This window comes from Arthrobacter sp. P4_F11 (genome assembly GCF_056401395.1).
Genome location: NZ_JBFUJK010000014.1, coordinates 111,099 through 134,795 on the forward strand (window position 1 = coordinate 111,099; position 23,697 = coordinate 134,795).

A 23,697-nucleotide genomic window follows, 5' to 3' on the forward strand; every position below is an offset into this window, starting at 1 on the left:
CAATCTACCGAAGAGCGGCGCCTCAATTGCCGTTCTGCAAATTGTTGGCCGCCACGTAGCCGGCGAGCGTTCCCGAGCGCAGTGCGGCGGAGAGCGCTGCGGTCGCGGCAGGGTCCTTCAGGACAATCGACTGGCCGTCCCGGCTGAACCCGGTGCCGGCGGTCGGCAGGGTGAAGAACACCCCACGTCCCGGCGGCGTGCTCCGCAGGCCGAAGGCGAGGTTTTCCAGCGACTCCAGGGTGAAGCTTGCGTCCAGGGACACGTGCGGCAGCACCGTGGTGATGAGTTTGCGGACGGTGCCGCGGTCCGCCAGGCCGCCTTCGGAAGCCAACTTGGCCATCATGGCTTTCAAGAACGTCTGCTGGTTCCGGACCCGCTGGTAATCGCCATCGGCAAAGGCATGGCGCTCGCGGACAAAGGCCAGGGCCTGCAGCCCGTTGAGGTGGTTCACGCCCGCCGGAAAGTGCACCTTGTCATCTGCGGTGGCGGTGAATGACTGTTTGATGTTGACGTCGACACCGCCGAGCGCGTCCGTCATGGCCGCGAACCCTTGAAAATCCAGCATCACCGTGTGGTCGATGTGCGCACCCAGCAGCGCCTCCACCGTCCGCGTCATCAGCGGCAGTCCGCCCAGTTCCAGCGCGGCATTCACCTTCGCGGTTCCGTGGCCGGGGATGTCCACCCAAAGATCGCGCATGATCGAGATGCCGTAGACGCTCTTCCGGTCCGCCGGGAGGTGGATCAGCACGAGGGCGTCGCCGCGCTGATCGGAGGTGGTGCCGCGGGCCGCCGCCGCCCGCTCATTCACCCGGCTGTCGCTCCCGATCAGCAGGATGTTGAGGGCGACGGCGGGTGGTTCCGGGGTGCGCGTGGGGGTGGGCGACGGCGTGGGGCTGGCCGCCGTCGCGGTCGCGGCCGCCGGGGCGGCCGCCGGTGCCGTAGCTCCGGCCGGGCCGGTGCCACCGGGACGGGGCCCGGGGAGTATGTAGGCCGCGACCGCGACGGCCACCGCGGCGGCGACCGCGAGCAGGGCTCCCAGCAACAGCAGCGTCCGGCGGCGAGCGCCTGCCGCGGCATGCGGGGGAGGGGGCGGGGACGCCGCGGAAGCCGCCGCTGTTGGCTCCGGAGCGTTCCCCATAAGCGGACGCTACCACTGCGCCCGGCCGCGGACTAAGGGTCCAAGGGCCTCTCTGGGCGCCTCACCCGGCCGGGCTCAGTTGCCGTTCTCGAACTTGTTCGCCGCGACGTATTCGCCCAGGGTGCCAGAGGCCATCGCCGCGGAGATTTTTTGGATGGCGTCCGGGTCGGCCAGCACGATCGACTGGCCGTCCGCAGACGTTCCCACGCCGTTGGTCGGCAGCGTGAACATGACAGTGTTCTGCGCCCGGATGTCCCTGAGCTCGAGCCCCAGCCCCGCCACGGCTCCAGAATCAAAGGACTTGTCCACGGTGACGAACGGCGAGACGGCGCCCACCATGTTGTTGATAGTGATTGGGTTGCTCAGCGTCTGGCCGGCGGTGGACTTCTTGATGATGGCCCGCAGGAACTCCTGCTGGTTGCGCACCCGCTGGTAGTCGCCGTCGGCGTAGGCGTGGCGTTCGCGCACGAAGGCCAGGGCTTCGGTTCCATTGAAGGTGTGTTGGCCCGGGGCGAAGGACTGGCCCTTCAGATCGTTCGACGTAAACGGCAGCTTGGTGTTAACGGTCACCCCGCCCAGCGCGTCGGTGAGCCCTTTGAAGCCCTCGAAGTCGATCATCGCCACGTGATCGATGCGCTGCTGGAAGATCGACTCAATGGTCTGCACCATCAGCGGCGTTCCGCCCAGGGCCAGCGCCGAGTTGATTTTCGCCTCGCCGTGCCCGGGGATGTCCACCCAGAGGTCGCGCATGACGGACATCGTGTAGATGTTCTTGCGGTCCGCCGGAATGTGCACGAGCATCAGCGTGTCCGCGCGCTGGTCAGTGGGCGTGCTGGCGGTGTCGGGCTCGGCAGCGCCGCGGCTGTCACTGCCCATCACCAGGATGTTCATCGAGGTGTCCGTTTTCTTCGGGCGCGTGGACTCGTCCGGGAACGCCTGGTCGATCTTTCTGCTACCGGAGTCGAAGGTGTGGGCGAGGTTGAAGAGATAGCCGCCAGCCACCACCGCGACGAGAGCCACCACCACGGCGACGGCGATCAGCAACTTGCGGCCCCGGCGTTTCCTCGCGGGTCGCCGCCGCTCGCTGAATTCTTCCCTGGCTGCGTCGTCAGAGCTGTCGAAGGGGTGTGTCATGTGTTCCTCAAAGTCGGCCGGGCCCAGTGCCCGGATTCCATTTTGACCAATGCCAGGTGCCGCACGGGCGCCGTGGAGGCCCTCAATACAGTACACCGGGCCCCTCTATCAACACTTCCGGCGGTGCGTGGCCTGGTCATCTGGACTGCCTCGGCCCGATAGTATCGGGCGGTGGCCTCACAGGGGGGTCCGGATATCCCCGTGGGAGGGGCAGATGAAGCATCCCGGCGCGCGGCGTTCGGCCACGGTTGGAGATGCCCGAGTGCCGGGCCGCGGACTCCTTTATGCAGCGTTCCTGCCGGCTTTCCTGTTCCTGCTTATTGTGGGCCCGGCCATGGTTGCGGACGCCGACCCGATGGGTGGTTCCGTTGCTGGTCCGGCGGCCGAACCGGCACGTGCCTCGTCCGGTTCAACGGGTCCGGCGAAGGGTCACGGTCCTCTCCTCGGTGCAGCATTGCAATGGGGCGAGGATAGCGCGGCGGGGTTCTCTGAACGACTGGGTTCCTCGCCGGGCATTTTCAGCCACGATGTCACCCTGCCGGTCCGGGAATCCGAGAAGGCGGATGTCCGCAAGTTCGTCGAGCAGGCAGGCTCCCTGGGCGCCCATGCCCAGCTGACGGTAAAGCCCGCTGTTCCGTTGGAGCAGATCGATGCTGTTAGGGCTCTTGCTTTTGCGCAGGAGATCGGACGGCTCACGGAGGGGATTCCCGGGAAAGTGTTCATCCGGTTTGCCCCGGACATGAACTCCAGCTGGGTGAGCTGGGGCCAGCAGCCAGCTGCCTATGTGGCCGCCTTTCGGGCGGTGGCAGCCGCGTTTGGCTCCATTGACGACGCCGGCACTGTCATGGTCTGGGAGCCCTTCCTGGCCAAGGATTACCCCTTTGAGCGGAACCGCAACGCGCCCAGGCCCGGCTCTGACGGGTATCGGATCCTGGACTCCAACGGGGACGGTGTCTGGGATGGTGCTGATGACGGCTACTCGCCGTACTATCCCGGGGACGACGTCGTTGAGTGGGTCGGGCTGAGCGCCTACCATGACGACACCCGTGGCGGAGCCGCCGTGAACTCGGTGCCGGCCTCCGGGGAGCTGGCAGACATGCTGACCGGTCACGAGGCCGGTGGTTCCTTCGGCAATTTCTACGGCGCCTACGTCCAAGGACGTGCTAAGCCACTGATGCTCCAGACTGCAGCGTTCTACAGCCCCACAGTGGGCGGCGCAGAGGAGTCCGCCATCAAGCTTTCCTGGTGGGGGCAAGTGCTTGCTGAGTCCTCATCAGAGCGGTTCAGCGGTGTCGAGGCCGTGGTCTGGGATGAGAAAATGAGCACCAGGGACAACGGTGTGGCCGCTATCGACTGGCGGCTGACCGGACGGCCGGACATCGCCGCAGCAGCCGGAAACCGTTTGGAAAGCTCCACCCTGGTAACAGGACCCGTCACCGCCACCAAAGACCCGAGTGCTTCCGTGCCGGACGCCGGTCAGGTCCTTTCCGGCGGGGCAGTCTGGGGCGTTGGTGCCGCTGTGGTGTTGGTGTTGTTCCTGTTGTGGGCCGCTCCCCGGCGTTTGCGCCGCGTTTCGGGCTGGTCGTACACGGACCCCTCTTCCCGGGATTCAAGGGTGGACCTCCTGCGTGGGCTCGCCATTGTGTTTGTTGTGGTCAATCACTTGGGCATGACTTCGCTTTTTCAGTTATTCACTCAGGAGGCCGTGGGCTTCGTGTCCGGGGCGGAACTCTTTGTCCTGTTTTCCGGGTTGGTCCTGGGCATGGTGTTCGGTCCGCGGGTCACGGACCATCTCGGTGACGTGGTGGACCATGCCGGGAGGCGCGCGGGAAAGCTGTACGGCACGGCCTTGGTGGTTCTGCTCGGCGTCTTCATCTTTTCGCTTGTGCCGGCTGTCAATGCGGATGCCCTGACGTCATTCGTTGACCAGGGAACGGGCGCCGCGGGGCGCGGGGGATCGGGCCGCGCCTATGACCTCTACGCGGGAATGAGGTCCCTACTGCAGTTCCCGGTGCCCCCCGAAGTGATCCCCGGGATCCTGCTGTTGAAGTTCGGGCCCTGGCAGTTCAACGTCATGGGCCTCTATGTGGTGCTGCTCATCGTCAGCCCCCTGGTATTGGCGGCGTTGTCCCGGGGAAAGGTGCTGTGGGTGCTGGCGTCGTCCGCAGCTCTCTACGCGGCGGGTGCTGTGTTCAGGATCCGGCTGCTGCCCTCGCAGTTCGAGGACTCCTTTCCGCTGATGGTATGGCAGGTCCTCTTCGTGCTCGGTCTGGTGGCCGGGTACCATCGGGCGGCCATCATCGCCTGGCTGGGCCGTCGGACCTGGGTGGTGGTCGCTTGCACGGCGGCCGCGGCCGCACTGGCTTTCCTGTCCTTCTGTAATCCGTATCTTGCCAACGGGTTTGATACCCGGCTGGCCGTCATGCCGGACGCCACCTACCGTGCCATGTACGATGCCTTTTTCGGCCGCACCTATCTGGAGCCGGGAAGGTTGCTGAACGTCGTGCTGTTGGTAGTAGCGGTCTACGCGTTCCTAACGGCCTATTGGAAGCCCGTGGAGCGTATTTTGGGGTGGTTCTTGATTCCCCTCGGACGGGCCACACTCTACGTTTTCATCATGCATGTAGTGCTGATCGCTGTCATATCCAATATCCCCGCCCTGCAGGATGGCCGAGTCCTCGTGAACACGGCCGCGTACCTGGTGGTGCTGGCCGTTCTTTGGGTGATGGTCCGGACACGCTTTCTGTTTCGCGTCATCCCCACCTGACGGGCGCCGCGGCGACCAGAACCGCCACCAGCCTCCCCAGAGGGTGTGCTATGCGGCCACCTGAAGGCGGGTGAGGAAGATAGCTGTGACGTCGTCATCCGGCTGGGTCTCCCGGTGGAGGTCCTGCAGGAGGGCGGTGAGCTGTGCGGGGGTATTGTCGCGGACGAGGGCTGCGAGGTCATCGAGCGCGGCCAAGGTACCGTCGTAGAGGTCCAGGAGCCCGTCGGTGAAACTCGCGAGGGTCTCTCCCGGGGCGAGGACAGCATATGCCGTGCCCCACGAGCCTGGTTCACCGAGTCCCAGCGGCAGCCCGCGACAGGGCAGGCGGCGGTAGGAGCCGTCACGGGCGACGATGATGCTCAGGCCGTGACCGGCGTCGGCGTACTCCAGACGCCCGCTGGCCGGCTCAAGCCTGGCCAGGAAGACCGTCGCAAAGGTGGCCGTGTTCTCCAGATCCACTGCGAGGAGCCTGCTGGCCCGGTCCAGAACCGCACCGGGCGCGTTGCCTCCGGCACTGCGTACGGCGCTGCGGACGGTGGCGGCCATGAGCGCCGCAGCCGTCCCCTTGCCCATCACATCGGCAAGCATCAGATCCACGCCGTCTTCCGATTCACTCCACGAGTAAAAGTCCCCGCCCACGTCCCCTTTCGGCAGGCAGATCCCGGAAATCTGATAGTGCGGTGCGCCCGGCGTGGAGGATGGCAGTAAGGCCTGCTGCACGGCTCGGGCACGGTCCCGGTCCGCGGAGTCTTGGAGCTCACGTTCGGCCCAGCTTCCGAGTTCATCCAACTGCCGGAGCTGAACCTCGGAAAGCTCACGCGGCTGGGTGTCAAACAGGCAGAGAGTGCCGACCCTGCTGCCCGCATCCACGCTCAGCGGCCGGCCGGCATAAAACCGGACCCCGCGCCCGCCGACGACGTCAGGCAGGTCCAAGAACCGCCGGTCCGCCATCGCGTCCGGGACCATCAGGATTTCCGGTTGGGCAATCGCGGCGTCACAGAAGGTGTCCTTCCGGTCGATCTCCCTCAAACCCGTTCCTTGCGGTGACTTCACGAACGCCCGGTCGCTGTCCAACAGATTCACTGCGGCTACGGGGACATTGAACAGTTCGCGGGCGGCACGGGTGATCCGGTCAAAGCGTTCCTCCGCCCGCGTATCCAACAGGGATAAGCCGTGCAGGGACACCAGCCTGACACGCTCGTTCTCGTCGGCTGTTGTCAGATCCACATTCATTTGCCGTCCTCCCAGGCCGTCACCGTCAAGAGTACTGTCCAAGACCGGTTTCGGCGCCGGTGAACCGCGGCTGAAGGAGGCGAAGTCAGCTGTGGAGGCGGGCGAACCGCAGAATGGCGAGGATGGCCGGGGCGAGCTCATCCTCCATCTGGTCGTAGAACTCCTGCCCGCGCCGGTAGGGATCCACAACGTCGTTGTCGGCGGCGTCCGGCGCCAGCGCCAGGTGCCGAACTGACGCCGCCCGGCCGGGGAGTTCCCGCCAAAAGGATGGAGTGTCGCTGGCGGGAGAGGGTGCGGGGGTGTCCGCGCCGCGATGCTCAAGGACCTTCAGCATCCGGGCAAACTCGCGGAGAGTAAAGGTCCGCTTCAGCAAGGAGGCATCCATCTGCATCACCTCGCCGCGGTGTTTAGCGGTCATCGCCAACACCAGATCGGACTCCTTGAGGATCCTTGGCGTCAGTTGGCGGGCCGCAAAGCCGTCCGGGGTGCCGCCATACGTCCTGATGATGTCCGCAGAGCTCGGCTGGATCGGATCGCCCACCATAGCCCGCGTGCCGGCGCTCCGCACCACGAAAGCACCGGGCCGCACCTGGTCCAGGCCCGCCTGCAGCAGGCGCTCGGCCACCGGCGAGCGGCAGATGTTGCCGGTGCAGACCGTGAGGATCCGAACGGGGCGAGGCGTATCCAAGGTTTATCCAACTTCCATTAGCGAGACTCTTGCCAGCGACGTGGTTTCCGAGTCTAGCCGCGCAGGGCGCGACCAGATCGCTTCAAGGAGATAGTGGCGAATTCTGTCGTTCTTGAAAATAAAGCATCTTGATATTGAAGATTCATGCTTTTCTGCGTACAGTCGTCCAAAGATGCCGAAACGCTCGGCAGGAGTTGGCCCGACTGGGGTTCTCCGCCGCACTAGAACTTGGGGTAAATAGATGTCGGAGATCAAGAGCTTGGCCGCACCGAAGGCGAGTTTCGACCGCCGTTCAGTTGTGAAGGGCGCAGCGTGGAGCGTCCCCGTTATTGCGGCAGCCATTGCAGCGCCGGCCGCTGCGGCGTCGGTGGTAGTCCGGTCGCTGACGATTGCCGGGCCGACTCGCCGTGCCGAGCTGAATCCTCGCGATGTCAAAGCTCCCGCCAACTTCACCATCGAGAATTCCGGGGCTGCGATCGTGGGTCCGCAGTTGTTCTCGATCACAGTCACGCCGACGCCTGCTGCGGGCGGCATGGCGAATAAGATGGCGAGAATCGGCGTCAATAAGGTCTCGGGGGTAACGGTGAACGGATCATTCGATAATAAAAACGCGTTCACCGGTACGGTCGCAGTGCCGGGAAATGTGGCACTTAGCAAAGTCTTCGACCTGACCTATTCCTACGCGCGAAGCGTAAACGAGACGCAGTTCGGCAGCTACAGTGTCGCGATAAGCCTTACGTCATTGTCACCCGCCTTGACGGGCTTCTCGACGATCGTTGACACCAAAGTGGGGTAGCAGGGCAACGCATTCCGAGCCGCAGTTCGCCGGACCTTCCATTAGTGATCTAATGGCCAGAAGCAATCTGCCGGGATCTTGTGGGGGTGCCATGTCGGAACTGTTCGGGCCGTGGAGGCGTCAACTGGCCGAGGGCAGCAAACTTTTAAGGCGTGGCCGGATTGGTGAGACTGATTGAAAGCCCCCCGTAATTTGTACCTTGACGTGCTGGCCACAAGCTTCACCGTTATTTGGGGTCCAGCCGTCACTCGTTCGCAGCGCCAGGAAATGGCTAAGGCCTGGAGTCGGTGTCTTATTGATCTTGACCCGAATCTGCGGGAATCCTCCGTCACGCCAGGAATAGCGCCCCACACCTCAGCCATCCCCTTCACGGCATCCCTTTATTTTGATTCGAAGGTACCCAACGGCGGCGTGATGAGCCTTGGATCGGACACTTTTGAGGGCTTGGCCGAGGCCGTGACGTCGGAAGTCACCGTCGCCGCCATCCTGGAACGCGCCGGCGAGTTGACCATGCTCCACGCGTGCGGGGTTGCGGATTCCGAAGGCGCTGTCATCGCATTGGTGGCGAAATCCGGCACGGGCAAGACAACGGCCTCCTCGCAGCTTGCCCGAACGTTCGGTTATATCACCGACGAGACCGTCGCAATCCGGGCTGATGGGACGGTTCTGCCCTACCCGAAGCCGCTGTCCGTGAAACAGGCCGAGCCCGGTTCCGCCAAGCTGCAGGTTGGCCCAGACCAGTTGGGCCTGAATATTGCGCCGGACAATCCCCGCATCACGGCCATTGCACTGCTCGACAGGGTTACCGGCGGCGACTATCAGCTCCCCGTCATCGAGCCGGTCCCTCTGGTGGATGCAGTGCTTGCGCTGATCCCGGACACGTCCTCCCAGGCTGCCGTGTTCCAGCCGCTTCAGTCGCTCTGCCGGCTGATTGACAGCGTGGGCGGAGTGCTCCGCGTCAGCTATTCCGAAGCGGCGGACCTAACGGACAGCCTGGCGCCGCTGTTTTTGGCGGAGCCCGATGACCGGCCGGAAGTCATCACCGCATGGACTCCGGCCCTGCTGGAGCCGGAAGCGGAGCAGGCAGATCGCCAGGCACGTGAAAAGTCACGTGAAAAGAAGGAAGAACCGATCCCCGGAGGCTGGCTGCAACGGACCGACGCCGTTGACGCAGTAGAAATCGGCGGAGACCTTCTGGTTCTGACGGAAACTGAAGTCATCAGGCTCAGTGGCATCGGACCGATCATCTGGCAGACAGCCCAGCGTCCCGTCTCGCTGCGGACTTTGGCGGCCCGAATTGAGGCCATACACGGGCTGCCCGAGGGCTATGAAGTGTTGCTCGATGCGGCCGTGGAGGGCCTCGTCGGCCAGGGACTGCTCCTGCGCGGTTAAAGGGACTACTGCTGCGCGGTTAATAAGCACACCAACGCGGTCGCCGTACCGTACAGTAAATTTTCGTGTGGGTCGTTGGGGCCAGGCACGGGGGAGAGGATCTAGGCGTGACTGGTTTTGATACGGCCGAGAACAACGGGCAGACACCGGCGGGGCTTGCGCTGGAAGACTACATGCGCATCGCCCGCGCGCGGTGGAAGGGCATCCTGGCGTTCACCCTGGCTCTGACCGTGCTTGCTTTCTGCTGGACCCTCCTGCAGCCGAAGCTTTACGCGGCGCAGTCCACCGGGATCGTCGTGGCAGGCGGCTCGGATAACCTCAGCCTTTCGCTGATGAGCGAAAACTTGGCCCAGACGAAAGCCGCCAAGTACGAGTCTGTGGCCAAGTCCAGGCTTGTGGCCGAGCGTGTCGTCAAGTCTCTGGGCCTCACCACCTCGCCGGACGCCCTGCTGGGGTCCGTCTCCGTGTCCGTGCCGAAGGAAAGCGCCCAGCTCGCCGTCACTGCCACGTCCACTGATCCTGCCATGGCCCAACGGGTCGCTGATGCCTGGGTTAAGGGCCTTGCCGAGCAAGTCAAGGAGTTGGAAAGCATCCAAGCAGTGGAAGGCTCGAACGTTGTCCCGGTTCCGGTTATACGAGTGGTTCCACTGGGCGAAGCCGCCCTGCCCACCTCCCCGACATCCCCCAACGTGAAGTTGGCTCTGGGAATCGGAGCTCTTGTGGGCCTGGCTCTTGGACTTCTCTACGCCGTCATTCGCCACCGGCTGGACCGCAGGCTCCGCAGTGCCACTGCTATCGAACGCCGGTTCGGGGTCCCAGTCCTTGGCACGATTCCGGTCGACCACCGTCTGGACGGGAAAAGCAAGGTACTGGATGACGGATTCAGCCCGGTCGCGTCGGGCGAAGGTGCGCATGCCATCACCGAGGCCCTGCGGGAGCTCCGGACCAATCTTCAATACGTCGACGTCGACAATCCCCCGCGCATCATCGTGGTGACCAGTTCCGTGCCGGCCGAGGGCAAATCGACGGTGACAGCCAATCTTGCGGTCACCATGGCCGCCGCCGGTGAGAACGTTGTAGTCGTCGACGGCGACCTGCGCCGCCCCACCCTGGTGGATGTTTTCGACCTGATCCCCGGAGTCGGCGTGACCGACGTCTTGAGCGGCCATGCCGAGCTGGAAGACGTGCTGCAGGAATGGAGCGCGATGCCTAACCTGCGTGTGCTCGGGTCCGGCCGGATCCCGCCGAACCCCAGTGAGCTGTTGGGCTCCCAGGCCATGAAGACGTTGCTCAAGACCCTCGCACAGGACGCTATTGTGCTGGTTGACGCCCCGCCGTTGCTCCCCGTGACAGACGCCGCCGTCCTTACGCGCATTGCCGACGGAGCAATCGTTGTTGTCAGGTCCGGAAAGACCACCGATGAAGAGCTTGGCAAATCCCTCGGCAACCTGGGCCGGGTGAACGGCAACGTCTTGGGCACGATTCTCAACCGCGTGCCCACCACAGGCGCGGGCTCGTACAGGTACTACACCTCGTATCAATCCGTCGAGCCGGTGGCCGCTCGGTAGCACTGAGGCGCGTTAGCACTGAAGATATCCCCTTGGAGCGACCGCTCCGAGGGGATTTTCGTTACCCCGAAAAGTCAGCCCACTCCGCCAGCGCGGTCAAGGGGCCAAAATCTCGCCGCCACCTGACCGACGACGGCCGAGGACTTAATTGTCCTCATGCAGTCGCCTGCCACAACAGTCAGGCTCCGGCAGGCGATGGCCGAATCAACGGAGACCGAACGGTGGTCCCCGAGCACCACGAGCTCTCCCTCGGGGACTGTAAACGCAGGAAAACACCTGAGCGAACCGGGGCTGGTCTTGCAGTCGTTGCTGCCAGCCTCAAACGGCAAATCCTCGAAAATGTAGGGCTCGTCGAGGGGCTGGCCATCGATGCGCAGCTTGCCATCCTCTCCGCAGCAGCTGATGGTTTGGCCACCGGTCGCAACCACCCGCTTCACCAGGAATTGCTCGTTGGAGGGCCCGATCCCTGTCACATCGCCGAACGAACGGGCAAACCCGGCGATCCCGCCGCTGCGTGCCACCGCCGATTCCGTCTGCCAGCTGTCCGGGCGGGTGAACACCACGATGTCACCGGTGCGTGCTTCTGAGCCAGCGTAGGCAAGACGGTTCACGAGGATTCTGTCGCCGTCGCCCGCAGACCCCTGCAGCGTCGGCTCCATCGATCCTGACGGTATCCGGTAGGCCTTCACCAGGAACCCCTGGACCAGGGCGACGGCCACCAGGGCAATCAGCATGTTCAGGGCCACGGAGGCCCAGAGGGGGAGCTTCTTGCCTGCGCCGATGTTCACGAGTTCAAGCTATCACCGGCGGTCCGGACTCAAGGCGCCGGCGCTGGGTCGTACTGCATCCGGTGAGGTAGTTCCTCGCCGCGGCGGCAGGGGGCACCGTGGCCGCCCCCAATACAGTACGCCCGGGCCTCCGATCAACGCTTTGTGGCCAACGAAAAGGCACATAACGCGAGATTTCCCGGATATGAAGCGCACTGTTGCCTACGTCACACTCCCTGCCTAGGCTGGGTTGCGGTCGCAGCGTCGCGGCCAAACCGGTCGCAGCGTCGCGGCCAAGCGGTGAATGCACGAACAGGGGAATCGTTTTGAACCACAAACTCCGGGTTCTTGTCAGGCTCGACCTCGACTGCGGTCAGGCAGAAGTAGCAGCGCAGGGACATGTGACGGCGAGGAGCCTCCAGGCCCTGTACGTGGTGGTCAAGCGGGCAAACCACCTGAAAGAAGGACTCCACCTTGTGTTGGATGTCAGCCACGCCGTGGTGGAACCGGCGGCCCTCGAGCAGTTGCGGGAGTGCTCAGCCTCCCACCACCTCCCGGCCGCCATTGATCCGCTCCAGTCAGAATGCCAGCTCAGCATCGTTGCGCCGACGGAATATGCGCCGGCCCCGCGGCTCCGGAGGCTGGCAGCAGCCTAGAATCCAGCCGCGTCGGGTTAGCCGATCGAACAGGTTTCCATCTGTGCGCTCCGGCTGCCCGCGACTGATAAGTGACTGGACGGAGCTACTCGGCGGACGGCCGCTGGCGTTGCCGTTTCGTCGCCGCCCGCTGTTCCTTTGCGGCGAGGCGCCGCCGGTTCGAGCCCCGGGTGGGTTTGGTCGGCCGGCGGCGGGCAGCCTCGGGAGCAAGCCCCTCTGCCACGAGGGCTGAGAGCTTGGCCAAAGCAATCTCGCGGTTGCGCAGCTGGGAGCGCCGCTCGGAGGCGGTCACGGTGATCACCCCGGCGATGAGGCGTTGTCCGAGTCGCGTGAGGAGCATCTGCCGTTGGCCATCCGAAAGCGCCGCCGAGCCGGCGACGTTCCACGAGAGTTCGACGCGGCTGTCCGAGGTGTTGACGTGTTGACCGCCGGGCCCGGACGAACGCGAGAACCGCCAGCCGAGTTCCGACGCGGGAATGGTGAGCGCGGGTGACACCTCCAGATCCATGCCACTAGCCTTGCACGATATGGGCGAGGGCTGACATTCTCTGTTGTGCGGAGGCCCTGCTGCCTAGATGAAGCCGAAGACGGGCGGGAAGGCCACCACCACGACTGTTGCCCAGGCGCCGTAGATTGGCAGGTAGCGGGTTTGCCAGCGCTCGACGGCGGCAAACGGGAGCCGGCCGCGCAGGAATCCGACGGCGAGCCAGGCCGCGCGCAACAAGTGCACCAGCAGCAGCAGGTTCAGCCCGAGCGCGGCGATCTTGTTGGGGCTGTAGCCGAACTCGGCGATTCGGGCCAGCATCGCAGTCAGCATCACGGCATCGACCGCAAGGGCCGCGATGACGAGGGCCAACTGCAGTGCATCGAACAGTCCGGGAGGGGCGAGCGGGTCGCGGGCGGAAATCGAATAGAGCAGCAGGCAGAGGACGAGCACCAGGATGGCGTCCATGAGGATGAGCAGGTTTCGGTCGATTTCGACGAAGCCGCCCGCGGTAGCAAGGACGGCCAGAAGGGCCAGCAGCATGGCAACGGTCAGCGGTGTGAAAACGCGGGTGAGGACGGGGGCGATATTTTCCACAACCTGCTGCTTGGCCTCGACGAGCCACGCTGCGACCACGAGGGCGCCGGGCACGGCGAACGGCAGGACCCAGTCTTCCAGGACCGGCTGGAAATCGACATCAATAGCCCGGAGGCTCGCGAGTGTGAGGGCGATCAGGACTGCGCCGCCCAGCGCCAGCAGCGTGTAGTAGACCGCGAGCTCGCCGGTAAACCGGACGAAGTCCATGCGTCCCTTGTCGGACCGCCATCGACCGCCGACGTAGGCCACCCCGGTCAGCAGCCACAGGATGACCGGGGCGTGCAGGGCGGCGAGCATCCCGGTGGCGCCGCCTGGAGCGAAGGGATAGAGGTTGAGCACTGCCGCCAGGGCGGCAAACGGGACGATCAGCGCCACCGCCACCTTCCCGGTGAAGCGCCGCTTCCACGCGAAGTATCCGGCCACGAAGGGGAAGACGAGCAGGCCTAGATTGCGCATCAGGGCGGCGCCGTCCTCGATCCAGGCAGCGCCGGCCTTGACCGCCACGCCCGCCCCCACGGCAAGTGCCAGGACGACCATCAGCTCGCGCCATGGTGACGCGTTGGCATCGTCGGAGCCCACCGGCACCAGGACGAGCTGCTTCCACAGCCGGTCGGAGTGCTCGCGGGCAAATTCGCGTGAAACGGCGTCGAGGTTGCCCAGGCGCTTGATGGCGACCAAGAAGGCCTCCTCGTCATCGAGGCCGGTGGCCTGCCGGTCGGCGATTTGCTCGCGCAGGTGGTCCTCCAGCTCATCCACGTCGGCGGGGGAGATCGCCCGGTTCCGCTGAACGTATCCGCGCCAGCGGTCGATCTGCGCCTCGAGCTCAGCGTGTGGCGTCATCATGCCCACCCCTCAGCCGCGGCCGCCGGCCCTTGAGCGGTCTGCCACACCTGACGCAACGCGTCTGCGACGACGGTCCACTGCTCCTGGCGGTCGGCCAGGGCGTCCCGGCCCGCCGGCGTGATGGTGTAGTGCTTGCGCCGGCGCCCGGCATCGGAGGTAACCCACAGCGAGGACACGTAACCCAGCCGCTCAAGTCGGTGCAGCAGCGGGTAGAGCATCCCTTCGGTCCACTGCATGCCGCCGTCCGAGAGCTCACTTACCCGCTTGAGGATGGCGTAGCCGTACAGGTCGCCCTCGGCCAGGATGCCCAGCACAAGAGGAGTGGCTGAAGCGGCGACCAGGTCTTTATCAATGCGCACTGCGCCTCCTAATACCTAGGACTGATACGTAGAACTGAAAGCTATCAAACCTAGCAGCTCTAGGTATAGAGGTCCAGGCGCGGCGGTTTAACCGCAAACCCTGTCCTTGACGCATCTCGCGCCTTCCGCATATCCTGAACGAACGGTCGGTAATTATTTATCGGAAATTCATTAGGAGCAACCATGGCATCGCAGACCCTGCAGTCAGTGCCCGCCGAGCCATCGCCGGCACGGCATGAACTGAGCCCCGAGGACGCGGCCCGGCGCGACGCCGAGGGCCAGGCCTATTTCGACAAGGTCATGGCGGAAGATTCCCGGATCGAGCCGCGTGACTGGATGCCGCCGGCCTACCGCAAAACGCTCCTGCGCCAGATCTCGCAGCACGCGCACTCGGAGATCATTGGCATGCAGCCCGAGGCCAACTGGATCTCCCGCGCCCCGAGCCTGAAGCGCAAGGCCATCCTCATGGCCAAGGTCCAGGACGAGGCCGGCCACGGTCTCTATCTGTATTCCGCCGCCGAAACCCTCGGCCAGCCGCGCGATCAGATGATGCAGGACCTGATGGACGGCAAGGCTAAGTACTCCTCCATCTTCAACTACCCCGCCCGCACCTGGGCCGACATGGGTGCCATCGGCTGGATGGTCGACGGCGCCGCGATCGCCAACCAGGTGCCGCTCTGCCGCGCCTCCTTCGGCCCCTACGGCCGGGCCATGGTCCGCGTCTGCAAGGAAGAATCCTTCCACCAGCGCCAGGGCTTCGAGATCCTGCTGGAACTCTCCCACGGCACCCCCGAGCAGAAGCAGATGGCCCAGGACGCGGTGAACCGCTGGTACGCCCCCGCCCTGATGATGTTCGGCCCGCCGGATGACGATTCGCCCAACTCCAAGCAGTCCATGGCCTGGAACATCAAGCGGTTCAGCAATGACGAGCTCCGCAACCGGTTTGTCGGCATGATGATGGAGCAGGTCAAGGTCCTCGGCCTGACGCTTCCGGACAAGCACATCCGGTTCAACGAGGAAACCAAGAAGTGGGAGCACGGGCCGCTGGACTGGGCTGAATTCCATGAAGTCCTGGCCGGCCGCGGCCCCTGCAACGCCCAGCGCCTGGAACGGCGCCGCGAGGCACACCAGAACGGCGCCTGGGTCCGCGAAGCCGCCGCCGCCTACGCGGAAAAACAGAGCCGTAAGCAAGCAGAGAAGGAATCCGCAGCATGACCACCGAACCCCAAGCAGGAAACGTCTGGCCTATCTGGGAAGTGTTTGTCCGCTCCAGCCGCGGCCTGTCCCACGTCCACGCAGGATCCCTGCACGCACCCGACGCGGCCATGGCCCTGCGCAACGCCCGGGACCTCTACACCCGCCGCAATGAAGGGGTGTCCATCTGGGTGGTCCCGGCCGAGGCCATCGCTTCGAGCGATCCGGACGCCAAGGGCTCGTTCTTCGAGTCGCCCCAGGGTAAGGACTACCGGCACGCCACGTACTACACCAAGAGCGAGGGTGTGAAGCACCTGTGAGCACCTCACCCGAAACTGCGGCCGCTGCGGCTCCCGCAGAAACAGAAACCGTCGGCCACGGCGACATCTCCGTCGGCGTCAAGGGCTCCAGCGGGAGCGGTGAGGCTACGGCCAGCGCCACCCGCATCACCCCCGGCAACGCCCTCCGCCCGGAGGACATCGCCCTGGCCGTGAGCCGCGGCACCGCGAAGCCGAGCGAGGACGCTGCCGAGTTCGCCCTGCGCCTGGGTGACGACGCGCTGGTCCTCGCCCAGCGCCTGGGCCACTGGATCTCCCGCGCCCCGGAGCTTGAGGAGGACATTGCCCTCGGCAATATCGCCTTGGACCAGCTGGGCCACGCCCGCTCCTTCCTCAGCTACGCCGGCGGACTCGACGGGCGGAGCGAGGACGACCTTGCCTACTTCCGCCGCGAGCCCGAGTTCCGTTCCGTCGAGATCTTCGAACTCCCGAATGGCGACTTTGCCGTCACTATCGCCCGCCAGTTCGTCGTCAGCTACTACCAGTTCGAGCTGTACAGCCGGCTGACGCAGTCCACCGACGAAACGATCGCCAGCATCGCCGCCAAGGCCGTCAAGGAAGTGGACTACCACCGCGACCACAGCGCCCAGTGGGTCCTCCGCCTGGCCCAGGGCACGGACGAGTCCCGCGAGAAGATGATCCACGGCTTCAAGGTCATCTGGCCCTACGTCGATGAGCTCTTCCGCGACGACGAACTCACCGGACGCCTCAGCGAAGCCGGCGCCGCGCCCCAGCCATCGAGCCTGCGCGACGACTTCGACCGGCTTACCGGCGAGATCCTGGCCGAAGCCGAGCTTGAGGTCCCGAAGGTCCAGCCATCACCCGGCGGCGGCCGCCGTGGCCTGCACTCCGAACACCTCGGCTACCTCCTCGCCGAGATGCAGGTGCTCGCCCGCGAGTACCCCGGAGCCAGCTGGTAGAAACCATGGAAATGTTTGTCTCCGATCCGGAAACCGCTGAGCGCCGCAACGCCGCCAAGGGCAATACTGCCCGGGAGAAGGCCTGGGCGGTCGCTGCCACCGTGTGCGACCCCGAAATCCCGGTCCTCACCATCGCGGACCTCGGCATCCTGCGCGATGTCCAGGTCTCGACGGAACCAAGCGCTGACGACGGCGGGATGGTTCCCGCCGTCCAGGTCACCATCACCCCGACGTACTCCGGCTGCCCCGCCATGGACGCAATCCGGGATGACCTCACCGCGGCTTTCCACCGCGCGGGGTACCCGAGCGTCCGGGTCGAACTTGTCCTCTCGCCGGCCTGGACCACCGACTGGATGACCGAGGAAGGCAAGGCCAAGCTGGAGCAGTACGGGATAGCCCCGCCGTCCGGCCACTCGGCGGCCACCCGGCACGCCGGCCCGGTCCGGCTCTCGCTCGCCGTCAAATGTCCCCAGTGCTCATCGCTGAACACCAAAGAACTCACCCGCTTCGGTTCCACCTCCTGCAAGGCCCTCTACGTCTGCCAGGACTGCAAGGAACCGTTCGACTACTTCAAAGTTTTGTAAGGAACAGGTGCCTCCATGAAGGTTGTCCGCCAGACCGCCGCGGAGTCGGCCGCAGCTACCGGCCGCCGTCGTGCGTCCTTCCACACCCTGACGGTGGACGAGGTCCGCCGGCTCACCGACGACGCCATCGAGGTGACGTTCGGGGTCCCGGCCGAGCTCGCCGGACAGTTCGACTACCTGCCGGGCCAGTACGTCGCCCTGCGCACCGCCCTGCCCGACGCCGACGGCCAGCCGCGCGAGATCCGCCGCAGCTACTCGATCTGCGCCGAACCGCGCAGTTTCGCGGACGGCAGCAGCGAAATCCGCGTGGCCATCAAGAAAGACCTCGGAGGCCTGTTCTCCACGTGGGCCAATGCCGAGCTCAAGGCCGGCGACGTCCTGGACGTCATGAGCCCCATGGGAGCCTTTGTCTCCAAGCACGGCCGGGACGGCAAGTCCGTGGAACAGAACGTCATGAACTCCATGAACCATCCGGAAGAGTTGGCGGGCGAGCCCGGCTCCTTCGTGGCGATTGCCGCGGGCTCCGGCATCACTCCCGTGATCGCCATTGCCCGCACCCTGCTGGCGGCCCACCCGGAGACCCGCTTCGACCTCGTCTACGCCAACAAGGCTGCGATGGACGTGATGTTCCTTGAAGAACTCGCGGACCTGAAGGACAGATACCCGGCCCGGCTGGCGCTGCACCACGTGCTCTCGCGTGAACAGCGGATCGCGCCGCTGCTCAGCGGCAGGATCGACGCCGAGAAGCTGCAGGCGCTGCTGGGCACCGCGATCCACGCCGAGGACGTCGACGAATGGTTCCTCTGCGGCCCGTTCGAACTCGTCCAGCTTTGCCGGGACACCCTCGCCGCTCGCGGCGTCGCCCCGGAGCATGTCCGCTTCGAACTGTTCACTTCGGGCAAGCCGGAGCGCCCCGAGGGCAACATTGGCCGGCCCGTGGTCACGGACGAATCCAAGGAAACCTACAAGATCACGTTCAAGCTGGACGGGCTGCAGGGCGAAGTGGCCAGCCCCACCCATGCCCGCGAGTCCATCCTCAACGCCGCCCTCCGGGTCCGTCCCGATGTGCCGTTCGCCTGCGCCGGCGGCGTCTGCGGCACCTGCCGGGCCAAGGTGGTCAGCGGCAACGTCACCATGGACGAGAACTACGCCCTGGAGCAGGATGAACTCGACAAGGGCTACGTCCTGACCTGCCAGTCCCACCCCACCACACCGGAAGTCACGGTCGACTTCGACGTCTAAGGTTTTCGACGTCCAGGCCTTTTCGAATCCAAGGAGCCCCATGATTTCCCTCTCCATCGCCGACGGCGTCGCCGAGGTCGTACTCGACGCCCCGCATAAGCTCAACTCCCTCGACGAGCAGGCACTCGCGGATTTGTCCGAGGCGTACGATCGCGCCGCTGACGCCGCCGCGCGCGGCGACGTCAGGGCGCTGCTGCTCCGCGGCGAGGGCCGGGCCTTTTGCGCCGGCCGTGACATCGCCGGCGTTACACCGGAGAGCGATGACGCGCAGGCCTACCTCGGCGGGCTCGTCCAGCCGCTGCTGAAGAAAATGAGCGCCTTCCCCGCGCCCACGTTCGCCGCCGCCCAGGGCGCCTGCCTTGGCGTGGGGCTGGGGCTGCTGCTGGCCACGGATGTGGTCTACGTGGCAGAGAATGCCAAGGTCGGCTCACCGTTCGCCAAGCTCGGCGCCACCCTCGATTCGGGCGGGCACTGGTATTTCACCGAACGCCTTGGCATGCACCGGACCCTGGACCTGATCTACACCGCCGAACTCATGAGCGGCGCCGACGCCGTGGCGCAGGGCCTGTTCAGCCGGGCCATGCCCGCAGCGGAACTGCTGGAGAATACCCGCTCCATCGTGGCGGGCGTTGCCACCGGGGCCACGGGCGCGTTCCGGGCCAGCAAGGAGCTCGTCGCCCACATCCGGGACCAGCGGCTGGGGCTGTGGGAGGCCATGGAAGAGGAAAACGCAGAGCAGGCACGGCTGTGCAAGAGCGAGGACTACGCCGAGGGTTTCCGCGCCTTCCAGGAGAAACGCAGCCCGGTTTTCAAGGGACTTTAGGCTCCCTTGCGGGTCCCGACTACCACTTTGCTCCTTTGATTTGTAAGGTGCAGCTATGACTTTGGGGAAATCAATCAGAAAAGCCGTCATTCCAGCCGCCGGATTGGGCACACGCTTCCTGCCTGCCACCAAGGCAATGCCGAAGGAGATGCTGCCGGTGGTAGACCAGCCGGCCATCCAGTATGTGGTGGAGGAGGCCGTCAGGGCGGGACTGACCGACCTGCTGATGATCACCGGCCGCCAGAAGCGGGCGCTGGAGGACCACTTTGACCGCGCCCCGGTCCTGGAACGGACCCTGGAGCTCAAGGGCGATCTGGACCGCTTGGAGGCGATCCAGCACGCCTCCAACCTGGGTCCCCTGCACTACGTCCGCCAGGGCGACCCCAAGGGCTTGGGCCACGCTGTCCTGTGTGCCCGCCAGCACGTGGGAGACGAGCCGTTTGCCGTACTGCTGGGCGATGACCTGATCGACGAGCGCGACGAACTGCTCAGCACCATGATCGACGTCCAGGCCAGGACCGGCGGCTCGGTGATCGCCCTGATCGAAGTGGATCCGTCCCAGATCAGCTCCTACGGCTGCGCGGACATCTGCGCCGTCGAAGGCGAGGACTACGTCCGGGTGAACCGCCTCGTGGAAAAGCCTGCAGTGGAAGACGCTCCGTCCAACCTTGCCGTGATCGGGAGGTACGTGCTCCATCCGGAGGTCTTCGATGTCCTGGAGGAAACGGAGCCGGGCCGCGGAGGGGAGATCCAGCTGACGGATGCCCTCCAGACCCTGGCCGTGTCCGACTGCGAGGGCGGCGGCGTTTACGGTGTGGTCTTCAAGGGCCGCCGGTACGACACCGGAGACAAGCTGAGCTACCTGAAGGCGGTCATTTCCATCGCCTCAGAGCGCGTTGAATTCGGTGAAGAGCTGAAGACCTGGTTGAAGGAATTCGTTAATTAGGCGGCACGCTAAACGCGAGACTCTGCCAGGCCCGGCGCAGAAAGGCGCCGGGCCTGTTGGTCTTTTACGGCTTTGAGCGTGGCAGCTGCCATCAAGGTGCCTGCCGCGCAGCCTGCAGTGTTGGTAATAATATCCAACGGGCTTGCGAAGCGGCTGCTGAGGAACAACAACTGTCCGAGTTCCATGCACGTGGAAACCAAGAGCCCCAAGGCCGCGTTCTGCCACCATTTCCGGCCGGGAAAGGCCAAGGTGGCCGCGATTCCCACCGGGATAAAAAGCACCACGTTGGCGGAGGCCTCCACGAACGCGTAATTAAACCAGCCGGGAAAGCCAAGCGCATGGAGCAAAAATAGAAAGGCGCTAAGTTCGCCTTGGACGGGCCGGTCCACGGGACTGGGCCAGAAGCCGATAATCGCCAGCAGGATAAAGGCGCCGCCAAGGACCCCTTGCCAGAGCCGGGGCCGTCCCAGCGCCCTCACAGCGGCCCTAGGAGGTCTTCAGGACGGCCAACGCCGCCATTCCCAAGGCGACGGTGGCCAGGAGCGCCAAGAGGATGTAAGGGAGCGCCTGTCTGGTGGGAAATGGAATGGCAAAGTCCGGCTGCCATCTTCTTTTTATGCGCCAATGTCTCCCCGCAAATTCCGGTCTCCCCATAGCTCTAGTAAATACCACAACTGGCCATGACGGGCCCCATGACGTGTTAACACGAATGGTGGTGGGGTTCATCGGTATCCCGATGAACCCGTTGGAGTCAGCGCCGGTGTTGGCCAGTCCGCTCGTCGAGGCAGATGTGGAGGTGGAAGTAGAGACAGCCGCTACCGCGGCGCCTGCTACCGTGACGCTCGAGCTGGCGGTAACGCCAGACTCCAAACCGGTAGCGGTGAGCGTGTAGACGCCCACCTCGCCGATGCTGAGCGGGAGGGCGAAGGCGCCACTGGCATCGGCGCGGGAGGAGTACTGCTGCGGTGCCAGCGGCAGCGTGATCTTGCCGGGAACGCTCATGCCGCGGCCGTTGACGCTGGCGCCCGTCGATGCGGGCTTGGTCCCGGGCGTGACCTTAATGACGAGGCCCTCGCCGGCCTTAAAGCCCTTGCCGCGGAAGACGAACTGCGCGCCCGGGCCAACAACGCCGTCAGAAACGGCGGAATTTGCGGGCGGTGCCGGGTAGTGATCCGCTGCTACTGCGGGAAACGCTCCGATGAGGGCGATGGAGCCCGCGAGTGTGATTGTTGCAAGTGTTTTTTTCATGTGTCCCCCTGAGACCGTAAATTCGTGTGTCACGCGATGTGGAGATTTCCAGTCCCCCGAGTGGCCGCGGATTGAAATCTCATTTGATAAGCCTCTGCAGACGATAGCACCTTAAACGCGTGTGACCAAAGTGAATCAAGTCGCTTTACATATCGTTAACTTGGCCTTTACTTGGCCGCCCCGCACGCTGAATTCTCGGTGGCCAGAATGACATCCGTGACGGGCTGGACGGTCGGCGTGACAACCAGGGTCGGTTCCGTGTGCTGGACGATTTTTCCGAAGGTCAGCTCAACCGTGCTGCTTTGGCCTGGCGCCAGAGCGACGGTGACAGTTCCCACGGGCCTATCCGCGTGGCGGTGGGCGGCGAAGCCCGTCTTCTTGCCGTCAACCGAGGCTGTTTCCACGTTGGCTTGGACCGGGCCGTAGGCAATCACATTTGTCTGGACCGTTCCGGCTGGCACGCCATAGGTGCCGCCGCCAGTGACATAGGCAGGCAGCGACGCTGCTGCGTCCGCAGGGGCCGCGTTGGTGCTGGTGATGCGGACCTTGATCTGCCCGTAGTCGTCTCCCCTGCATTCCTTCACGAGTTGAACCGTCCGCTTGACGTAGTAGTCCATTTTGGCGCCGGTTCCATCGTTGAAATAGACGCCGAACTGAGTGGCGGCAACGCTCTTGCCGGAGATTGATCCGCTGAGCGGATAGTTTGCGATGATCGTCTGTTCCGCAGCTTTGCCGGACCACACGATGACCCGGCCTTCCGCCGTTCCACGAGTGATGCCTTTGATCAAGCCCTTGGCGTCACCCTTTCCGCTTGAGAGGGCTCCGAAGATTTCTTTGGCGACACCTGCAAAATAGGCGTCCTGATCTGTTGGCGACGCAATTTTGGCATAGACATCTGACAGCAGGGTTGGGACCACGTTCTTACCGTTCAGCTCCGCAGGCAATTTGTCCTTTGCGAGGGCCAACAGCTCCGGGCTGTTGATCTTGACTGGTCCGGTCGCGTCGAGGATATAGCCCAGTGCCACGGGGTCCAAGGAGAGAATCCCGTCCACATGCTGCCCGGTTTTCCTTTCCCACATAGCCTGCGCAGTGGCTGCAGCTGTGGGGAAGTCAGGAGTGAGGTTGACGTCCTGCATGTATTGGCCGAGTCGGGTCGAGTAGATCTGTTGCTGTTCCGTGTCCGAGGGGATAACAGGTGACATTTCGCCAACGGCGCTGCCGCTGCTCTGTGCACCAAGCGACAGCGTGCCATTTTTCAGATTGAGTACTGCCAACGCCCCGGGAATACCGCCTGAGGCACGAGCTTCGGAGTTGTTCTGGATCATGAGTAAGTAGTTCCGCTCCCCATCGGCCCCCAACATTCCCGGGACGATTTGGGCCGCATTCGCGGATGCATCCAGCGCACCCGTCACTGTTTGGAGTTGCTCTCGGGCCCGCGCCAAAGGCTCTGCCACTTGGGGCCACAGACCGCTGGCGTCGATTCCGTCCAGCCGCTCGGCCGAGGCCCGCACAGCGTGGGCGGCGGACGAAACGCTAGGGGAGGCCGCCCGCAGGGGTTCCAGGTTCGTTCCCGCCGGGCTGGGCATCAGGCTGTTCCAGTCGAGGGAATCGAACACCTTCACAAGAGGGGCAACCCCCAAAGTGGCAACGTCGTCAGCTGATCGAGCCACTTCTGCGACGGCGCTGAAATTTGCACCGACCCAAGGAATCGACCTTGCCAAGGTCCAGAGCGGATCTTCTGCAGCATCGCGGGCGGCGGCAGTGTGAGATAGAAGCTTGTCCGAAGTCGTTTTGGCCTCTTGTGGCTTGTCGGCAGCAACGTTGTCTTTTAGAACGGGGAAGAGCTGGACGGATGCCTCAAGTTCGTTATTGATAATGGTGGCCCTGGAGCTCAGCCAGGCCGCTGCGGCAATGGCTGTGACCGCAATGACGGCCAACCATAATGAAGCGATCACCAACCGACGGCGGCGGAGCGGTCGA

Annotated in this window: 23 protein-coding genes; 12 read left to right on the forward strand and 11 right to left on the reverse strand. The window is 64.6% G+C overall.

The annotated features are described in order from the left end of the window. Positions 1-22: 22 nt before the first annotated feature. Together AC1DRO_RS15630 and AC1DRO_RS15635 are read right to left on the reverse strand one after the other, a co-directional pair. Entirely contained in the window at positions 23-1,138 is a 1,116-nt protein-coding gene (locus tag AC1DRO_RS15630) for an LCP family protein (RefSeq protein WP_476951516.1), read from the reverse strand. A gap of 75 nt (positions 1,139-1,213) precedes the next feature. Beyond that, on the reverse strand, positions 1,214-2,272 hold the full coding sequence (locus tag AC1DRO_RS15635) for an LCP family protein (RefSeq protein ID WP_476951517.1): 1,059 nt from the start codon (positions 2,270-2,272) through the stop codon (positions 1,214-1,216). Between the two features lie 214 nt (positions 2,273-2,486). Here AC1DRO_RS15635 and opgC point away from each other — a divergent pair, with 214 nt between their 5' ends. Next, entirely contained in the window at positions 2,487-5,039 is a 2,553-nt protein-coding gene (gene opgC, locus AC1DRO_RS15640) for an OpgC domain-containing protein (RefSeq protein ID WP_476951518.1), read from the forward strand. A gap of 48 nt (positions 5,040-5,087) precedes the next feature. On the opposite strand, the gene AC1DRO_RS15645 is transcribed toward opgC, so the two are convergent. Together AC1DRO_RS15645 and AC1DRO_RS15650 are read right to left on the reverse strand one after the other, a co-directional pair. Continuing rightward, positions 5,088-6,272: a PP2C family protein-serine/threonine phosphatase gene (locus AC1DRO_RS15645; RefSeq protein ID WP_476951519.1), complete on the reverse strand. Its 1,185-nt coding sequence runs from the start codon at positions 6,270-6,272 to the stop codon at positions 5,088-5,090. 85 nt (positions 6,273-6,357) lie between these two features. Further along, positions 6,358-6,960, reverse strand: coding sequence for an arsenate reductase/protein-tyrosine-phosphatase family protein (locus AC1DRO_RS15650; protein WP_476951520.1), 603 nt, complete (start codon positions 6,958-6,960; stop codon positions 6,358-6,360). A 241-nt stretch (positions 6,961-7,201) separates the two neighbouring features. Here AC1DRO_RS15650 and AC1DRO_RS15655 point away from each other — a divergent pair, with 241 nt between their 5' ends. From AC1DRO_RS15655 to AC1DRO_RS15665, 3 genes are all read left to right on the forward strand, one after another. Further along, the gene (locus tag AC1DRO_RS15655) at positions 7,202-7,756 is read left to right on the forward strand and encodes a hypothetical protein (protein WP_476951521.1); all 555 of its coding nucleotides are present in this window, start codon (positions 7,202-7,204) and stop codon (positions 7,754-7,756) included. Between the two features lie 414 nt (positions 7,757-8,170). After that, positions 8,171-9,148, forward strand: coding sequence for a hypothetical protein (locus tag AC1DRO_RS15660; RefSeq protein ID WP_476951522.1), 978 nt, complete (start codon positions 8,171-8,173; stop codon positions 9,146-9,148). Between the two features lie 107 nt (positions 9,149-9,255). Then, a complete protein-coding gene (locus tag AC1DRO_RS15665; protein WP_476951523.1) occupies positions 9,256-10,716 on the forward strand; it encodes a tyrosine-protein kinase domain-containing protein in 1,461 nt (486 codons plus the stop codon). A 74-nt stretch (positions 10,717-10,790) separates the two neighbouring features. Here the strand turns inward: AC1DRO_RS15665 and lepB are convergent, their stop codons facing one another. Continuing rightward, entirely contained in the window at positions 10,791-11,504 is a 714-nt protein-coding gene (lepB, locus tag AC1DRO_RS15670) for a signal peptidase I (RefSeq protein WP_476951524.1), read from the reverse strand. Between the two features lie 305 nt (positions 11,505-11,809). Here lepB and AC1DRO_RS15675 point away from each other — a divergent pair, with 305 nt between their 5' ends. Further along, the gene (locus AC1DRO_RS15675; protein WP_243181894.1) at positions 11,810-12,139 is read left to right on the forward strand and encodes a hypothetical protein; all 330 of its coding nucleotides are present in this window, start codon (positions 11,810-11,812) and stop codon (positions 12,137-12,139) included. Between the two features lie 85 nt (positions 12,140-12,224). On the opposite strand, the gene arfB is transcribed toward AC1DRO_RS15675, so the two are convergent. The 3 genes from arfB to AC1DRO_RS15690 all read right to left on the reverse strand — a co-directional run bounded on the left by arfB (position 12,225) and on the right by AC1DRO_RS15690 (position 14,422). After that, the gene (gene arfB, locus AC1DRO_RS15680; protein WP_476951525.1) at positions 12,225-12,647 is read right to left on the reverse strand and encodes an alternative ribosome rescue aminoacyl-tRNA hydrolase ArfB; all 423 of its coding nucleotides are present in this window, start codon (positions 12,645-12,647) and stop codon (positions 12,225-12,227) included. 63 nt (positions 12,648-12,710) lie between these two features. Beyond that, a complete protein-coding gene (locus AC1DRO_RS15685; protein ID WP_476951526.1) occupies positions 12,711-14,063 on the reverse strand; it encodes a permease prefix domain 1-containing protein in 1,353 nt (450 codons plus the stop codon). Next, a complete protein-coding gene (locus AC1DRO_RS15690) occupies positions 14,060-14,422 on the reverse strand; it encodes a PadR family transcriptional regulator (protein WP_476951527.1) in 363 nt (120 codons plus the stop codon). The genes AC1DRO_RS15685 and AC1DRO_RS15690 overlap by 4 nt, the downstream gene beginning before the upstream one ends. 183 nt (positions 14,423-14,605) lie before the next feature. On the opposite strand from AC1DRO_RS15690, the gene paaA reads away from it, so the two are divergent. Genes paaA through galU form a run of 7 tightly spaced genes read left to right on the forward strand, consistent with a single transcriptional unit; the run spans position 14,606 to position 20,469 of the window. After that, on the forward strand, positions 14,606-15,637 hold the full coding sequence (gene paaA, locus AC1DRO_RS15695; RefSeq protein WP_476951528.1) for a 1,2-phenylacetyl-CoA epoxidase subunit PaaA: 1,032 nt from the start codon (positions 14,606-14,608) through the stop codon (positions 15,635-15,637). Beyond that, complete coding sequence (gene paaB / locus AC1DRO_RS15700; protein WP_229995222.1) at positions 15,634-15,936, forward strand: 1,2-phenylacetyl-CoA epoxidase subunit PaaB; 303 nt, start codon at positions 15,634-15,636, stop codon at positions 15,934-15,936. Before paaA ends, paaB begins: the two co-directional genes overlap by 4 nt. Then, positions 15,933-16,874, forward strand: a complete 942-nt coding sequence (gene paaC, locus AC1DRO_RS15705; RefSeq protein ID WP_476951529.1) for a 1,2-phenylacetyl-CoA epoxidase subunit PaaC — start codon at positions 15,933-15,935, stop codon at positions 16,872-16,874. Before paaB ends, paaC begins: the two co-directional genes overlap by 4 nt. Positions 16,875-16,885: 11 nt before the next feature. After that, a complete protein-coding gene (gene paaD / locus AC1DRO_RS15710; RefSeq protein ID WP_476951597.1) occupies positions 16,886-17,458 on the forward strand; it encodes a 1,2-phenylacetyl-CoA epoxidase subunit PaaD in 573 nt (190 codons plus the stop codon). Positions 17,459-17,473: 15 nt separating this feature from the next. Further along, positions 17,474-18,700: a 1,2-phenylacetyl-CoA epoxidase subunit PaaE gene (gene paaE, locus AC1DRO_RS15715; protein WP_476951530.1), complete on the forward strand. Its 1,227-nt coding sequence runs from the start codon at positions 17,474-17,476 to the stop codon at positions 18,698-18,700. Between the two features lie 40 nt (positions 18,701-18,740). After that, positions 18,741-19,523: an enoyl-CoA hydratase/isomerase family protein gene (locus tag AC1DRO_RS15720; protein ID WP_476951531.1), complete on the forward strand. Its 783-nt coding sequence runs from the start codon at positions 18,741-18,743 to the stop codon at positions 19,521-19,523. 55 nt (positions 19,524-19,578) lie between these two features. After that, the gene (galU, locus tag AC1DRO_RS15725) at positions 19,579-20,469 is read left to right on the forward strand and encodes a UTP--glucose-1-phosphate uridylyltransferase GalU (protein ID WP_476951532.1); all 891 of its coding nucleotides are present in this window, start codon (positions 19,579-19,581) and stop codon (positions 20,467-20,469) included. An 8-nt stretch (positions 20,470-20,477) separates the two neighbouring features. On the opposite strand, the gene AC1DRO_RS15730 is transcribed toward galU, so the two are convergent. From AC1DRO_RS15730 to AC1DRO_RS15740, 3 genes are all read right to left on the reverse strand, one after another. Continuing rightward, complete coding sequence (locus AC1DRO_RS15730) at positions 20,478-20,948, reverse strand: VanZ family protein (protein WP_476951533.1); 471 nt, start codon at positions 20,946-20,948, stop codon at positions 20,478-20,480. 7 nt (positions 20,949-20,955) lie between these two features. Continuing rightward, positions 20,956-21,717: a hypothetical protein gene (locus tag AC1DRO_RS15735; RefSeq protein WP_476951534.1), complete on the reverse strand. Its 762-nt coding sequence runs from the start codon at positions 21,715-21,717 to the stop codon at positions 20,956-20,958. Positions 21,718-21,884: 167 nt separating this feature from the next. After that, entirely contained in the window at positions 21,885-23,672 is a 1,788-nt protein-coding gene (locus AC1DRO_RS15740) for a DUF4012 domain-containing protein (protein WP_476951535.1), read from the reverse strand. Between the last annotated feature and the right edge of the window lie 25 nt (positions 23,673-23,697).

Excerpts from the sequence above, each read along its gene's own strand:
- arfB (WP_476951525.1), bottom strand. The coding sequence starts at position 12,647 with ATGGATCTGGAGGTGTCACCCGCGCTCACCATTCCCGCGTCGGAACTC.
- AC1DRO_RS15720 (WP_476951531.1), top strand. The coding sequence starts at position 18,741 with ATGATTTCCCTCTCCATCGCCGACGGCGTCGCCGAGGTCGTACTCGAC.
- AC1DRO_RS15735 (WP_476951534.1), bottom strand. The coding sequence starts at position 21,717 with ATGAAAAAAACACTTGCAACAATCACACTCGCGGGCTCCATCGCCCTC.
- AC1DRO_RS15660 (WP_476951522.1), top strand. The coding sequence starts at position 8,171 with ATGAGCCTTGGATCGGACACTTTTGAGGGCTTGGCCGAGGCCGTGACG.
- AC1DRO_RS15685 (WP_476951526.1), bottom strand. The coding sequence starts at position 14,063 with ATGATGACGCCACACGCTGAGCTCGAGGCGCAGATCGACCGCTGGCGC.
- paaA (WP_476951528.1), top strand. The coding sequence starts at position 14,606 with ATGGCATCGCAGACCCTGCAGTCAGTGCCCGCCGAGCCATCGCCGGCA.
- paaB (WP_229995222.1), top strand. The coding sequence starts at position 15,634 with ATGACCACCGAACCCCAAGCAGGAAACGTCTGGCCTATCTGGGAAGTG.
- paaE (WP_476951530.1), top strand. The coding sequence starts at position 17,474 with ATGAAGGTTGTCCGCCAGACCGCCGCGGAGTCGGCCGCAGCTACCGGC.
- galU (WP_476951532.1), top strand. The coding sequence starts at position 19,579 with ATGACTTTGGGGAAATCAATCAGAAAAGCCGTCATTCCAGCCGCCGGA.
- opgC (WP_476951518.1), top strand. The coding sequence starts at position 2,487 with ATGAAGCATCCCGGCGCGCGGCGTTCGGCCACGGTTGGAGATGCCCGA.
- paaD (WP_476951597.1), top strand. The coding sequence starts at position 16,886 with ATGTTTGTCTCCGATCCGGAAACCGCTGAGCGCCGCAACGCCGCCAAG.
- AC1DRO_RS15635 (WP_476951517.1), bottom strand. The coding sequence starts at position 2,272 with ATGACACACCCCTTCGACAGCTCTGACGACGCAGCCAGGGAAGAATTC.
- AC1DRO_RS15645 (WP_476951519.1), bottom strand. The coding sequence starts at position 6,272 with ATGAATGTGGATCTGACAACAGCCGACGAGAACGAGCGTGTCAGGCTG.
- AC1DRO_RS15630 (WP_476951516.1), bottom strand. The coding sequence starts at position 1,138 with ATGGGGAACGCTCCGGAGCCAACAGCGGCGGCTTCCGCGGCGTCCCCG.
- AC1DRO_RS15655 (WP_476951521.1), top strand. The coding sequence starts at position 7,202 with ATGTCGGAGATCAAGAGCTTGGCCGCACCGAAGGCGAGTTTCGACCGC.